General features: G+C 61.5%; 12 protein-coding genes and 1 pseudogene. 6 read left to right on the top strand and 7 right to left on the bottom strand.

Annotated elements, in window-relative coordinates; genetic code table 11:
• The first annotated feature begins 6 nt into the window (after window positions 1-6).
• Window positions 7-1,758 carry an ATP-binding protein gene (locus EI545_RS20705; RefSeq protein ID WP_125327853.1) on the top strand — a complete coding sequence of 584 codons (1,752 nt, stop codon included), beginning with the start codon at window positions 7-9 and terminating at the stop codon, window positions 1,756-1,758.
• A gap of 82 nt (window positions 1,759-1,840) precedes the next feature.
• Here the strand turns inward: EI545_RS20705 and EI545_RS20700 are convergent.
• Window positions 1,841-2,889, bottom strand: a pseudogene (locus EI545_RS20700) (Fic family protein).
• A gap of 626 nt (window positions 2,890-3,515) precedes the next feature.
• Here EI545_RS20700 and EI545_RS20695 point away from each other — a divergent pair.
• Window positions 3,516-3,878: a bactofilin family protein gene (locus EI545_RS20695; RefSeq protein WP_125327852.1), complete on the top strand. Its 363-nt coding sequence runs from the start codon at window positions 3,516-3,518 to the stop codon at window positions 3,876-3,878.
• A gap of 6 nt (window positions 3,879-3,884) precedes the next feature.
• Here EI545_RS20695 and EI545_RS20690 read toward each other — a convergent pair whose 3' ends face one another.
• The gene (locus EI545_RS20690; RefSeq protein ID WP_245990433.1) at window positions 3,885-4,145 is read right to left on the bottom strand and encodes a WGR domain-containing protein; all 261 of its coding nucleotides are present in this window, start codon (window positions 4,143-4,145) and stop codon (window positions 3,885-3,887) included.
• Between the two features lie 96 nt (window positions 4,146-4,241).
• Window positions 4,242-4,451, bottom strand: coding sequence for a hypothetical protein (locus EI545_RS20685; protein WP_125327850.1), 210 nt, complete (start codon window positions 4,449-4,451; stop codon window positions 4,242-4,244).
• A gap of 169 nt (window positions 4,452-4,620) precedes the next feature.
• On the opposite strand from EI545_RS20685, the gene EI545_RS20680 reads away from it, so the two are divergent.
• Window positions 4,621-5,001: a hypothetical protein gene (locus tag EI545_RS20680; protein ID WP_125327849.1), complete on the top strand. Its 381-nt coding sequence runs from the start codon at window positions 4,621-4,623 to the stop codon at window positions 4,999-5,001.
• A 39-nt stretch (window positions 5,002-5,040) separates the two neighbouring features.
• Here the strand turns inward: EI545_RS20680 and EI545_RS20675 are convergent, their stop codons facing one another.
• Both EI545_RS20675 and EI545_RS20670 read right to left on the bottom strand, forming a co-directional pair.
• Window positions 5,041-5,715 (bottom strand): hypothetical protein, encoded by a 675-nt coding sequence (locus tag EI545_RS20675; protein ID WP_125327848.1) that lies wholly within the window; start codon window positions 5,713-5,715, stop codon window positions 5,041-5,043.
• Complete coding sequence (locus EI545_RS20670) at window positions 5,712-6,476, bottom strand: ParA family protein (protein WP_125327847.1); 765 nt, start codon at window positions 6,474-6,476, stop codon at window positions 5,712-5,714. The genes EI545_RS20675 and EI545_RS20670 overlap by 4 nt, the downstream gene beginning before the upstream one ends.
• A gap of 1,145 nt (window positions 6,477-7,621) precedes the next feature.
• On the opposite strand from EI545_RS20670, the gene EI545_RS20665 reads away from it, so the two are divergent.
• From EI545_RS20665 to EI545_RS20655, 3 genes are read left to right on the top strand one after another with little or no spacing between them, the layout of a single operon-like run.
• Complete coding sequence (locus tag EI545_RS20665; RefSeq protein ID WP_164517413.1) at window positions 7,622-8,023, top strand: plasmid mobilization protein; 402 nt, start codon at window positions 7,622-7,624, stop codon at window positions 8,021-8,023.
• On the top strand, window positions 8,020-9,897 hold the full coding sequence (locus tag EI545_RS20660; RefSeq protein WP_125327845.1) for a relaxase/mobilization nuclease domain-containing protein: 1,878 nt from the start codon (window positions 8,020-8,022) through the stop codon (window positions 9,895-9,897). The genes EI545_RS20665 and EI545_RS20660 overlap by 4 nt, the downstream gene beginning before the upstream one ends.
• 10 nt (window positions 9,898-9,907) lie before the next feature.
• Window positions 9,908-11,752 (top strand): type IV secretory system conjugative DNA transfer family protein, encoded by a 1,845-nt coding sequence (locus tag EI545_RS20655; protein WP_164517412.1) that lies wholly within the window; start codon window positions 9,908-9,910, stop codon window positions 11,750-11,752.
• Between the two features lie 64 nt (window positions 11,753-11,816).
• On the opposite strand, the gene EI545_RS20650 is transcribed toward EI545_RS20655, so the two are convergent.
• Entirely contained in the window at window positions 11,817-12,791 is a 975-nt protein-coding gene (locus tag EI545_RS20650; RefSeq protein ID WP_125327843.1) for an ATPase, T2SS/T4P/T4SS family, read from the bottom strand.
• The gene (locus EI545_RS20645) at window positions 12,791-14,113 is read right to left on the bottom strand and encodes a TrbI/VirB10 family protein (RefSeq protein ID WP_125327842.1); all 1,323 of its coding nucleotides are present in this window, start codon (window positions 14,111-14,113) and stop codon (window positions 12,791-12,793) included. Before EI545_RS20645 ends, EI545_RS20650 begins: the two co-directional genes overlap by 1 nt.

Below are 14,113 nucleotides of genomic sequence, written 5' to 3'. Positions count from 1 at the left end.
GTTGAAATGCCGATTTTTGATTACGAGGATGCCGAAGCGCTTGGCAAGATTATCGCCGTAGACACCGCGATCGTCGTTGTGCGCGTCGATGAGCTTGAGCGACTGAAGCGCGTTCAGGTCAACAGGCTCGTGGCGATCCAAAGTAGCAAGGCCGGGCAACATCTCGTTGGCGTTGTCTCTAGGATAACCCGGAAGGCCTCGGACGCGACACCAGACGCTGAAGCGGTGGAAGCAGATGGTATTATTGAGCTTCCTGAGAACAACCTTGTTCGTATTTCGTTGATAGGCACGTTGATTGCTAAACTTGGACTGGCCGAAAACGTCTTCAGGCGCACTCTGGAAACCGTGCCAGAAATTGACGCGAACTGCTTTGCCCTCGAGGGAAAGCGCCTTACGGACTTCATGCAGGTCATATCAAACGTTACGGGCGACGGACCGCAGCTTGAGCTGGGAAAATACACGCTCGATGAGAACGCCACAGCGTTTCTGAATGGCAACAAGCTCTTTCAAAGGCATGCGATTGTGGTCGGAAGTACCGGCTCAGGAAAGTCCTACACAACGGCTCGGATGCTGGATCAAGTAGCCGCTCTGGATCAAGCCAACGCTATTCTCTTCGACATTCATGGGGAATACAAAACGCTCAGTGGACCTGAATTCCGACACCTGCGGGTCGCTGGACCTGGTGATTTAGGGACTAGTGTAGCTCTAGATCAGGGCGTGCTCTATCTTCCCTACTGGCTTCTTGGCTACGAAGCCATGGTGTCGCTTTTTGTTGACCGTTCTGACCAGAACGCACCAAATCAGGCGATGGTAATGGCGAACAGTATTACTGACGCCAAGCGAAAATTCCTGCAGGATGGCGGCCATTCAGAAGTTTTAGCGAACTTCACGGTGGATAGTCCGGTTCCGTTTCCGCTGAAGGCTATACTCGAGCGCCTCTCATTTTTGGACAGGGAGAGAGTTGAGGGTGCCAAGCCTGGCACAGACAAGGCTGGAGACTTTAACGGCAAGCTCAGTCGCTTGATCGCGCGATTTGAGGCGAAACAACTTGATCGACGGCTAGGGTTCCTTTTCCAACCTCATGCAGAATGCATGACCATGGAATGGTTGCCTAAACTGGCGCACTTGCTGACAGGTAGTAGAGGTATTCAGGCCGACAAGAATGGTGGAATCAAGATCATCGACTTTTCAGAGGTGCCATCGGACATTTTACCTTTGATGGTCAGCCTGATCGCACGGCTTATTTTCAATATCACGCAATGGACGCCTGCCGATGCGCGTCATCCTGTTGCGCTATTCTGTGATGAAGCTCATCTCTACATCCCCGAGCGCGCGGGACGTGACGGGGTTGACGACATCTCGGTCGGCATCTTCGAACGGATCGCAAAGGAAGGACGGAAGTACGGCATGGGCTTGGTAGTCATCAGCCAGCGGCCTTCCGAGGTCAATCGCACAGTCCTGAGCCAGTGCAACAACGTAATTGCCATGCGCCTGACGAACGGAGACGATCAAGCGGTTATTCGGCGGCTCCTCCCTGACAGCCTTGGAGGGTTCGGGGACCTGCTTCCTGTTCTAGACGTAGGCGAAGCTCTTGTTGTCGGCGACGCAAGCCTTCTGCCTACGCGGGTTCGGGTCGGCGAGCCAAGGTTCAAGCCAAACAGCGCGACAGTTGAATTCTGGGATCGATGGGCTGGGGATGTCCCGAAGGCAGAGATTGAGAAGGCTGTTTTGTCTTGGCGACGTCAGAGTAACCGCTAGAAGACTGACCCCAAGTCTTGCGTAGTGCGGGTGCGATTGGCCAATTGACAGCATGCAGCGCATACAAATTACATAATCAAAATTATCGGAGTGAGTACCAGGCCCCCCTCCCGGCACCGTTCAGGCTGAGGTGGCCATCCGCGACAAGTGTGCGGAAGTGCTGCTTCAGCGTGTTGCGATTCTGGCCGGTCAGGCGCTCGGCGTCGCCGATTGTTAGGCGACCATGATCGCGCACGAGGTCGAGAAGTTTCGCAGAAACTTCCGGAAGGCTGCCCATCAGCAGCCGCTCACGCTCAACTTTCGAGCGCAATCGAAGCATTTGGCGCTGCAGTGCGGACAAGAAGAAGCCGAGCCAGGGTCCCCAGTCCGGAGTGTCGGACCTGATCGTCCCCTGGGTCTGCCGCAGTGCCAGGTAATAGGCCTCTTTGCTTTGCTCGATCACGCTTTCGAGGGATGAGTATGGGACATAGGCATAGCCTGAGCGCAAAAGCAGCAAGGTGGTCAGGATCCGGCTGAGACGCCCGTTGCCGTCCTGGAACGGATGGATTTCGAGAAAGACCACGACGAAGATTCCGATCAGTAGCAGCGGATGCAGATCATGGTCCTGGGTGGCGGCGTTGTACCAGTCGATCAGTTCAGCAATGCGGCCCGGCGTGTCAAAGGGGCTGGCGGTCTCAAACACCACGCCAAGCTGCTGCCCTGCCTCGTCGAAAGCTGCGATCGAGTTTGGCGCGGTCTTCCAGGCCCCCTGTGTCGCTGGTCTTTGCTGCTGTACCGCAGGAGGTCCCGGTGCAACTGGCGGATATGGTTCTCGGTCACATCGATGTCGCGCCACGAAGCGAAGACTGTGTCCATGACCTGAGCGTAGCCAGCGACCTCCTCTTCGTCCCGGGTCGAGAAGGTCTGGATGTCGAGATTGGAGAGCAGACGCTGAACCTCCTGATCGGAGAGCCGGCTTCCCTCGATGCGTGTCGAAGAGCCGATGCTCTCGATGGTGGCGACACGGCGTAAGGCGGACAGACGCTCGGGGGCGAGACTTCCGAGTGCGCGCCATGCGCCTTTGAACTCGTCGATCTCGGCGATGATCGAGAGAAAGGTCGGAGTGATGCGGAGCGTATGGGTCTGGATCATATCCAATCTCATACCCAATAACACCCATTTTCTGCAACCCAATTCGGAACCCAATTACACCCATTAGCAGTCGGACCAACGGTCACGCATAGGATCTGGACAGCTGTGACGACAAGGTCGCGGTCGGCCAGTGGGTTCGACTCGAACGTATCAGGCCATGTCTCCGTTGCCGAATCCGGCAACGCGGGCAAGATGAGCTCGAGCTCTTCTTGTTAGGGACTCTCCCCTGCCGATGGGTTCCCAGGCATCAAAGGGAAGAGCGAGGCGCCGCTGCATCTCGCCTTCGACATGCTCATGCCTGAAGTTGAAGGCGGTACCGGTCGGGCTATCACGCTCTTCGTGTTTCATCATCACGACCCCGGCCGGAAGTTCACAGGAAAACCCTAGCCGTTCATTGTCATCGTTCCAACAGTGGACCACACAACCAACGGTCCGAAGGTCTCGGATGAACGATAGACACAAAATCTATAGCTCACGAGGGACGACCGGCAACAACCCTGGTCGGACGTGTTGTGCAGCGCCGACGGCTATTGCACTTCTTCGCCGATCACAGCGCCGCGCGTTGCCCTTTCGTTTCGCTTCTGGTCCAGTCGTGCGGTACGAAGTTGAGCTGAGGCAGCACCAAGATGAAGACTCCACATGGCGATTTGGACCGTTGGCCGGACCCGGCAAGTTCGAACGCTCGTCGCAGCGTCTTCGCGCAGGACCTTGTCGTCGAAGGCGATGCCACCTCCAGTGGACCGATCGAGGTCCAAGGCAATGTCGTTGGCTCACTGCGGGCGCCGGAGATCACCGTGGCTGGTTCAGGTCGTGTTGAAGGTTCCGTCGTCGCCCACGACCTCGTCGTGCTTGGGGCGGTTTCTGGAATGATCTCGGCGCGAAACGTTCAGCTCGCGTCGAGTGCAGTCGTGCAGGCAGATGTCACCCATGAGCAGATCGCCATCGAGGCAGGGGCCGAGCTGGAAGGCAGGCTTCAGCGCAAGGTCTGACAGATCTCACACCGCAAGGTCTGGCGGCAGCATTTGGCCGGCAGGCAAGTAGCCCCGCCGCATCTTCTCACGGAGCGTCAGAGTCGCGGATATCTCAGCATCTTCCACGGTGGTGCAGGTCTCGAAACTCGTCCGCCCGTGCGTTCCGATCCGGCCCCAGGTTCGCAAGACGCTGACGTCTCCGAACAGCGTCGCCGCGACATCGATGCAGTAGAACCGCGCCATGTTGGCCTGAGGGTCGATGCGGTGCAGATGTGCCAGAGCCAAGGCGGTCCTCCCCTGCACAGACTCCGCCTTGTTACTCTCCAAGTCCAATTGCATTTATGAATCGATCCATGCGCTCCGATTCATAAAGCTGACGGGTCATCGTGACGGATCGCCCGGTGTTTCCTCGACAACCTCGACCCAGAGGACGCCACGCAGGGTTTCTTCCGGGACCAGCCACACGGTCCTGAAACGGCCATTCACGGTGCGATGCCGTTCTGCGACGAGTTCCCGGTCTCCGCGGTCGATCCGCCACAGGCGACGATCGATGGTCGGGCTTTTGGAGCTGCTTCTAGCGACCTCTTCCATACCGGCCTCCTGTCATCCGCTGACGGCTAGTGGTCATGGACAGGGGCGCCGTCAGAACATATCTAACGACATCAGAAGTGGTGCTTTGCTGTCGCCACGCGAACCACGAAAGGCTTTCCTGTCGATGCATGTTCTGTCCCCCGTTCTGGCTGTTTCCGCGTTTGCGGCGATGTCTGTTCCCGTCCACGCGCTTGACGCCTGGACGGTCGGTGTCGAGCGTGGCCTGCCGACCTACGCGCTCACCAGCGAGGCGGGTGAGGTGCGGCTTGTCTGCGATCCGGATCGCGTCTTCGGGCCAACGCCCAACGGCGCGCTCGTGGTTCGCTTCGACAAAGACGCCGCTCCTGACATGGTCGTCGTTCTCGCGAAGTCGGGCGAACAGGCCCGTCTGTCGGTCAAGAACGGCATCGCCGCACAGGCATCGGTTGACGCAGCGGACTGGTCGAAAATGGTGGCAACCTTCCGCACGGGCGGCGAGTTCGCAATGGTCACCAGCGCTGACAGCCTGACCTTCGAGACAGCGCCGCTGCCCGATCTTGCCTGCGAGTAACCGCAGGCAGCTCATCGATTTTTGTTGCATGGGTGAGGTCTACCTGACGCGTCGCGCCTCGATGAGCTGCGACGCGATTGCGGCGAGGAAGGCACCAACGATCGTCGCCCGGGGCTCGATCAGCCATGGGTCATCAAGTGCCGCATGCATAGCCCGGATCGCGGAGCCTTGGGCGTAGACGGTCATCGGCTCGCCGACCGCCATGTCCGATGCTGCCATGGTGAAGATGCGCTTCGCCTCGTCGACATGCGGCGCAAGATCATCTTCCGCCAAGAGCCGCCGCAGTTCGGCCCGCGCTTCCTTGGCAAAGGCGCGCAACATGTAGGCTGGGGTCACGTCGCCCGCGCCCGGGATCTGCTCAAGCTGCTTCTCGGCTGCCAACGGCAGCCGAAAGAGGACAACCAGCTTCTCTTTCCGGGGCTTCGCCAACCCACTGGCAGCACATTCGGGCGGCGAAGCGGGGGACTGCGACTGACGACTCTCCCCTTCCCTCTTCCCGGCAAACTCCGGGTCGGCCAAGTGCTCCGTCGTCATGTCGGGAAGCTGGGCCTTGACGCCCTCGACATTTCCTCCCTGCTCCGGCGCCCGCCGTTCGGCAAGAATGCGCGACTGCACCTCGCGCGATGACCGCAACCGTGCGGCGGAGTTCTGCAGGCCCGGTTCTTCCGCCGCCGGGGAGGGTGCGACACGTGCAGGAAGGCGGAAACGGCTCATGCAGGGATCACCTCGTCGATCCCGGTCAGGACAAGTTCCGCAACTTCAAGCTGGCGTGTGATGGCATCCGCCACCAGCCGACCGCCGGGTGCTTTGGCGTTGGCGCGGGCCGCCGGTCCAAGGGGGCCGTGATAGCCGAGTTGTTCGAGGATCCTCGAATGCGGAACGATCACGTCGAGATGGTCGAGACGCAGGATCTCTTGCAGCACGTCCTGGTCGCGCTTTGGCAGTTGAGCCATTCCCCCTTCCCGGGTTGCGGCGTCGATGATCTTCGGCCCCGCGTCCATGACGAGGACCCGAACCGCCGGGAACCGCTCGCCCTCGGCAATCGAGGCGCGGAGGTCGTCCATCCAGAGGACGGCGCGATGGGTCATGTCCCATTCGGCGTAGACGGGGCGGGCTGGGATCAGCACCAGATCGGAGATCAGGCAGAAGTCCTCGGTGTCGGTGTGGGTGCCAGGCCGGGTGTCGATCACGACGAGATCGACGCCGCGCGCTTCCTCGGCCTCGAGGAGCGACAGAAGCCCTTCAACACTTTCCGGTGGCGAGAGGATCGCCAGGCTCTCCGGCCAGTCGGGCTTTTGCGCACTCTCCCACGTGGCCAGTTCGAAACTGTCGCGCCAACGGCCGAGTTGAGCGTTCACATCACCGTCGATCAGGGTGACGCTGCGCCCGAGGTTCAGTGCTGCAGATGCGAGAAGCATGGCGGTCGTGGTCTTGCCCGAGCCGCCCTTGGTCTGCACGATGGTAATGACTTGCATGAAATGACGCCTCCACAAACGGTACTCGATACCCTTGCACCGACGCCCGGCGCTCTTTCATGACGCTGCGGAAGGCGATGCACCGCTGGCAAGCCAAGATCAAGCGAAGCCGTTGTAAAGGCGTCACTAATCCGACCGACGTGCGGTGCGCCGTTTAGGCATAAGGTTGCAGAAACGTCAAATGACATGTGCTGGAAGTTGTAACACACCGCCGAAGCCTTCATGTTTCCTAAGGATTCCCGCAGCCGTGATGCTGCGGCGCGGCGTCCGAGCACTCCTTCGGCCTAGCCGCAATCGAGGCTATCTGCCTTCCGGCCCGTATGACGGGTTGCATGTCTGCATGCCTGCATAGGTGACAGGCCGCATGCCTGCGTTGGAACCTGTCCGCACGGCTGATCCGAAGGCAGGGTGACATCAGGCCTCCGTCTAGGGACGATCCCGAATATGACCCGCCAACCGGATGCATGCCGGACAATCTGCCTGCTTGCCTGTCGGCCTGCTTGCCAGTTCGCCTAGTGACGGGTTGACGCTACGCCGATCCAGCCTGTGGCTTCATGCCCAAAGCCATTCATCGTCGGCCATCTTCCGCAATGGGCAGGCCTTGAAGCATCTTGAGGCCCCTTCCCCGGCCCCCCTTCTCTTCCCGGGCAGCCCTTCCTTCAGACTGTCGTGCCCGTCCCAACAGCCCTCATGGAGGGACCGCACACTTCTGCAAAGCCCAAGGTTTCAAGGCGCTCGACCACTTTGGTCTCGCGTTGCACGGAGGCCTGACGGCCGGGGCGCAGGGACGCAGTCGGCGGGCAAGCCGCCGACCCCTGACGCCATATTGAGTCCTCACCGGCTGTCCGCTTTCCGCACGCGGGCTCCTCTTCGGAGGAGCGGAAACCGGCCGGTGAGGACGGTTGGCCGGTGAGGACGGTTGGCAGGAACGGTGGTGTGTGGTACATGATGCGCTATGATGGCAAAACACATGTAATGATACAATGACACGCTCACGCCTGACCTCTACTGAGACTGCAGCCATCACGGCGCGGCTCCTCGCTGGCGAGAGCGTCGCGGCCGTGGCGAGGTCGATGGGCCGTTCCCGCCAGGCGCTGTCACGGATCAAGGGCAGCCTTGACCGGAAGGAGGTGCGGCGGCTTTCGGTGAAGCTGAACATCCGCATCACGGAAGACGAGCATGCAGCCTTTCAGGCGGTTGCCGAGGCAAGCGGTCTGACGGTTTCCGAGGCAGTCAGGCATCTGGTCAGACAGGCAAGCGATCGTCTGGCGATCCAGGCAGACGAGCTGGATGCCATCGCTTCGGCCAGGCGGGAGCTGTCGGCCGTCGGCAACAACCTCAACCAGATTGCCCGACTGGGGGCGGTCGGGCGTCTGACCTGGAATGCCCGTGATGCTGCCCTGGTGCGCAAGGTTGGAGCGCGGGTCGATGACCTTGTTGAAGAAGTCGTCCACCTTCTCTCGGCGCTTCGGGCCAAGCAGGGACTTGGTGATCAAACCTCTCCTTTCGTTGTAGCGACTGATCCCTCTGCCGAGGCATCGAAATGAACCGGTCTCCTTCCGTCGAGGATCTGGTTCTCGGTCATGTTCTCGACGACCTGCGTCGTGGGCGAGGAAGCGGCGAGGGTGCCGCGTCCCGTCTCGGCACGCGCAAAGAACGTCAGACCCGGGCGCTTCTGCGAAACGCTGGTGGACCACGCGGCTGGCAGTCGGTCGTCAAACGCATCGCTGGTGGGAGTGCTCGCACCCCGCAGGAGCTGAAGCGCCTTCTCAACTATGTGGCCCGGGAAGAGGGGGTGCAAAGCACCTGGTGCAATCTGGCGGGCTATGAACGCGACTTTGACCCTGCCCGAACGGAGCGGACAGCAGATCTCTGGTCTTCGACCTGGACAGGCGCGCCGCGACGGGGACATGCCGATCACATCGTCCTGAGCTTCCCGCGTGGGGTGGACGCCGAGCGCGCCGAGGTGATCGCCCGGGAATGGGGGCAAGCGGTGTTCGGGTCCGGTGAATGTGGGGATGTCTGGCGCTACGTCGCGGCCCTTCACAAGGACACCGACCACTTGCACGCACATTTCGTGGTCGACAAGCATGGCATCGAGGAAGGCCGGTTCCTATCGATCTGTCGGCATGCCGCACTGAACTTCGATGTGATGCGAGAGCTTCACGCCGAAATCAGTCAGTCGCATGGGCTGAACATCCTCGCCTCTTCGCGCCTTTCCCGCGGCATCATCGAGAACCCGCCGCGCCAGTCCGAGCTACGCGCATCGCGAGACGGTGGGAAGTCCACGCCCCCTCCCCCGCCGCCGCTGTCCGACGGGGAGCGGAGCCGACGGCTTGCCACATTGCAGGGCTTCGCCCGCGAATACGAGACCCTTGGCGACCTCGCCGACCTTGCCGCCGCAACCGGCACCGAGGCGAGTGCCGCTTCCTACCTTTCCCGGCTGGCCCGGGCGCTTGGCGCGTCCGCCGCCGCACTCAGACAAGGAGTTCCTTTCATGCCCGACCACTCGCTTCATGCCGAAGGCGATCCCGCCGCGCGGGTTGAGGCTGCGCGCAACGAGATGATCGCTTCGGCCACTGAGGCTTGGGAGGCAATTCGCGCCATGGAACCTTCAGCTGAGCGGGTCGATCTTGAACGGAGCTTTGCCGAACAGGCGCGCGCCTCGATGAAACTCGCGCCAGACAGCATCCTCCTGGCAGAGCATGCCCAAATTGCCGACCAGAACATCGATCCCTACCACAACCCGACCCTCGCCTCGCTTGCACGACTGGAGCATGGCCAGACCGAGGGGGTTTCCCTCGATGAGGGCCTGCGCGCAACCCTTGCACATGTTCGCGACGAGATCGGCGAACGGCTGACGGCGCTGTTCTCGATCCGGGAAGACGAGCTTCGCATAGCAGGCACGTCCGTCGAGGAAATGGTCGCCCGCTTCAGTTTGGCCGAGCGTAGCGAAGGCCAGCGGGCGAGCTGGATCACGGAGCAGCCGAACACGATGCAAAAGGTGTTCTGGATGGAAACGGAGCGCGCCCTCGGCCAGGAGGTTCGGGCAGAAGTCGCCGCTTTCAACTTTGCGCCGGAGTTGACGGAGGCCATTGCGCGCGACCAGTTGCTCACCGTCGATCGCCATATGAAACTCTCTGATGTGCCCGCGCTGGAAGCCATCGTCGACCGCCTGCACGACACCCTGAAACCCGAAGATCTCGACCGCGTCCGGTCCGGCGATCTCGCCCCGCTCAACGAGCAGGTCCGAGATCCGGCACTCAGGGCGGCCGTTGCGCATGAACTGAAAAATGAGGGCGACCTTGGCGCGACGAGCGAGGTTGGACCCTGGGCAGACCTGGCACGTGCACAGAATCGCGCCGCCGAGCTGGGGCAGCGCGACCGCGCCGTCGAACGCGACACCGGGCACGAACTCTGAGGACAGACCTATGCTTTCGAATCTCGACACCGCCTGGCGGTATCCGCTGGCGCTGCTTCTTGGTCTGCTGACCGGTCTTTATATCGGCGGCATGCTTGCCACGATCTATGTGATCACGGCCTTCCGGGAGAGCCTCGACACCCTGAGCCCCATAGGCCCTTGGTTCCTTCGATACGCCTGGGCAGATCTCGCTGCGCGGCCTTCGGTCCTGCAGGGCGCACTGATCATCACCGGCGCCGTCACAGTCGCCCTGACTCTCGTCGGATTAGCCGGGGTACATCGCGGCCGCCTCAACCAGTATGACGACGCACATTTCCAGTCGCGCCGCGAGTTGAAGCGCAACCACATGGTCGGAACCCTCGATCAGAACGGTTTCATCTTCGGCAAGCTCGGCTTCCCGAAATCCGACGCACCGTTTGTGATGGCGCCGCCCGACCGCTTCCCGCATGCGATGATGATCGCTCCCACGGGCCGCGGGAAGGGCGTCGGCTTCGTCATCCCGAACCTTCTGCACTTTTCGGGCTCCGCGATCATCCTCGACGTCAAGGGCGAGAACTTCGCGAAGACCTCGATTCATCGCAAGCACGGGCTGAAGAACGGCATCTGGTACTTCTCGCCCTTCGATGAGGACCGTGGTTCGCACCGCTTCAACCCGCTTGCCCGTATCGCCGCCCTGCCCTCCGCCGAGCGTCAGTACACCGCGCTGAACTCGATGGCCGACCTCTTTCTCATCCCGGAAGGCGAAAGCGCTCAGAGCTTCTTCAATGCAGGCAAGCGGCTCTTCATCGCCTCATGCCTCTACGCCATCGAACAGCGCCGCCCGACCTTGGGCTTTGCCGGTGAGATCATGGCCGGAGGCGGAGACAAGAAGAAGAGCTACACGGCAATCGCCGAGACCACGAACATTCCAATCGTTTCCCGCACGTTCCTCGAAATGGCCGACGTCCCGGAAAAAACCCTCGGGGCCTATGTGTCCGTCATCCAGGGATCCGGTCTCGAACTTTGGAACGACCCCGCGGTTGACAGAGTGACCTCAGCCAGCGACTTCGACTTCTCAACCTTCCGGCGCGATCCCCAAAGTCTCTACATCGTCGTCCAGCCCGAGCACCTGAAAACTCTCGCCCCCCTCGTCCGGCTTCTCTTCGCGGATGCCATCGCCTCCCTCCAGCGCCGCGAGCCGGGACCGGACGAACACCATGCTGTCACGTTCCTGATGGACGAGTTTGACCAACTCGGACGCCAGCCCCTCGTCCTCTCGTCCATCAAGACCATCCGCAGCTTCGGCGGCCGGTTCTTCATCATCTCCCAGACCATCCCCGGTCTCGATGACATCTATGGCGAAACCGGGCGTCGCTCCCTGCAGGGTGGCGCAGGCGTGCAGATCTACATGACGCCGCAGGATGACCGGACGGCCGAGGTTCTGTCGAATGCCTTGGGGCGCTCCACGATCACAGCCGTGACTGAGAGCCAGTCACGGGTGCGAGCGCTGGAAGACAGCGCGAATGTCAGCAGGCGGTCGGAAGAGCGGCCGTTGATTTCGGCGAACGAGGTGCTGCGGTTTCCGCTGGACGAAGTTCTGGTTCTGCCAGAGGGGCAGTATCCGATCCGGGCGCGGCACATCCGGTACTACGAGGATCGGCACTTTGGGCCGATTGATCGAGCGCGGAAGGGAAAGGCGTTGCCGACTACACGGGGCAGCGGAGCGGATAGCAGGCAAGTTGCTGTTGGGAAGCTGTCGGGCTTGGCCGCGTCCGCTGAGCGTGCAGATGCCGAGGTCTTCGGGGAGGCGTCACGGGTGTTTCAGGCGATTGCAAAGAGCGCAAAGAGCCAACGGAAACTGCCCGCAAGGGTCTGAGGGGTGTTTATTAACTGAACGTCACAGCCCACACTGGTGGGCGGGTCTCAGCCCTGCGCCGTTATCAAAAGCAGAGAATCTCCGCCACCCCACGCCGCCCGTCCTGCCGCGAAAGCTGCACCACCAAGTCCACGCTCCCTTCGCAGTACCTCTTCACCTCCTCGAACCCCATGCCAAGCCCGGCGGCCATGACCATTATCGCCAACCGGTCGATGGCTTTTCGCGCTGTATCGGCATGGATGGTCGTAAATGACCCGCCGTGGCCAGTGTTGATCGCTTCGAGAAAAGTGCGACTTTCCTCGCCCCGCAGCTCGCCCAAGATGATCCGGTCCGGTCGCATCCGCAGCGAGGCTTCCAGTAGCCGCGCCGGGGTGCGTTCGCCTTGCGCGCTGCGGTCCGCCTTGAGCGCCACAGCGTTCTCCTGGCGGGGGAAGAGTTCATAGGCATCCTCAATGGTCAGGATCCGCTCCCTCGGGTCCACCATCGACAAGAGGGAACGCGCGAATGTCGTTTTGCCGGTCGAAGTCCCGCCGGCGATCAAGATGTTCATGCGCTCCTCGACGCACAATCGCATGGCATCGACAACTTGCCCGGCCTCGGCCAGATTCATCGCCTCCCCTGCCCTTTCCCGACGTTTGGCGTCGAGATCGATGAGACAACCGTGTAAGAGGCGCGGCTCGATCAGCTGATCGGCGGAAAGCTTGAATGGCCGGAAGGTGATTGCCATCCCGCCTTCCACGATCGGCGGTGCCACGACCTGCGCCCGGATCGCCATATCGCCCCAGACGATCTTTCCCGAAACGGTCGGCTTCTTGTCGGAGAACTGCACGCCAACGGCAGAAGCTATTGCCTGCCCAAGGTTGTTAGACAGGATCCGATCGATGGACAGATGCGCGACCCGCTCCATGTGCGTCGCGCCCTTCCGCTCGATCCAGACCTTTCCGTCGGGGTTGATTGCCACCTCCACCAGATCGTCTCGCATAAACAGGGGTGCAATCGGTGTCAGGTAGGTGCCGAGGAAACTCGGCCGATCATCCATCACCAGATTTCCAGATCGCGGTCGACCATGACCGTGATCGCGGCCCCAGGGGCGACGGTGATGATCGGCGGCAGGCTCGTATAGGCCTCGACCGCGGAGCCCATGGCAGTACCCAGGTCCTCGCCCATGCTCTCAGCCGTGTCGGAACTGATCTCGTCAGTGTATTTCGCGGCGGCGACAGCGGGAGCGGCCCCGAGAAGGGAAATGAGCGCAGCCGACCCGAACCTGGCACCGAAGCGCGTGTTGACCTTGCCGGTAATGCCGGAGCGACCCTGGGCGTCCCCACCGAAAGCCTCCATCTGCACGGACTGCCCATCCGGAGTGACGAGCCGCGTCCAGGCGACAAGAATGCGGCCTTGGCCGATGGCCACGTCCGAGGAATAATCTCCGAAGAGGCGCGCGCCGGCGGGGATCAGGATCTGGGCCTGATCGAAGGACCAGACCGGCCGGGTCACGATCGCTGTGATCTGGCCAGGTAGGCTCGAGTCGACCGCATTCTCAAGCGTTGCTTCAATCATCGTGCCCTGCAGGACGGTGTTTGACGGATTGGCGATCACCTGGCTCACTTCCGTGGTGGTGGCTTCGCGCCCCGACTGTACGAAATCCCGACCTGTCGCATCTCGACCCTCGGCTGGGGCCTCGGGCATCCCCATACGGGCATCCCCTGCCCCACCCTTTTGACCATCGTCGAAGACGACCGAAGGTGACGCCACGCGGGCCGCAAGCTGCGCCTCGCGCTCGGCACGCTTGGCCGCCAACTCAGCCTCTCGTTGGGCTTCCGCGGCACCCGCAGTGTCGGCGCTTGCCTTCAGGACGGCGATCTCCTGATCGAACTGCCGTCGCATGTCCTCCATCAGAGCAATGTTCTGCGACTGTGCCTCTTCTAGGGCGAGCGCCAGTTCCTTGGCTGTCTGGTCCTTCTCGGCATCGGCCTTGTCGGCAAGATCACCCAACTCGCGCTGCAGCCGTTCAACCTCGGACTGGAGTGTGGCGTTCCGCGCTTCGAGGTCTTCGCGCTGTGAGGCCAGTTCCCCTTCGATGTCTGAGAACCCATCACCTGAGGGCTTAGCTTCCGGTCCCGGCTCAATCGCTCCGAAGGGCGAGCCGCCCGCCTGATCCTGGAATTCCTCGACGGCTGAGGTTTCCACATCGGGGATTGTGCGGCTGGAAGGCCAGACCGTCCAGAGCGCGGCAAGGCTGGCTCCGGCCAAGAGTGCGCCCATGCCAAGTCGCTGCTGCCGGGTCATTTTCGGCTTGGGTCGCTCGACCTTGTATTCCGGCTCGGCGCCCGTCTTCGGATCGGTCATCTCGGGATCAGCCAT

Source organism: Tabrizicola piscis, assembly GCF_003940805.1.
Lineage (GTDB): Bacteria > Pseudomonadota > Alphaproteobacteria > Rhodobacterales > Rhodobacteraceae > Tabrizicola > Tabrizicola piscis.
Note: the sequence above shows the minus strand (reverse complement) of the source record. Positions and strands in the feature narration are given on the sequence as shown.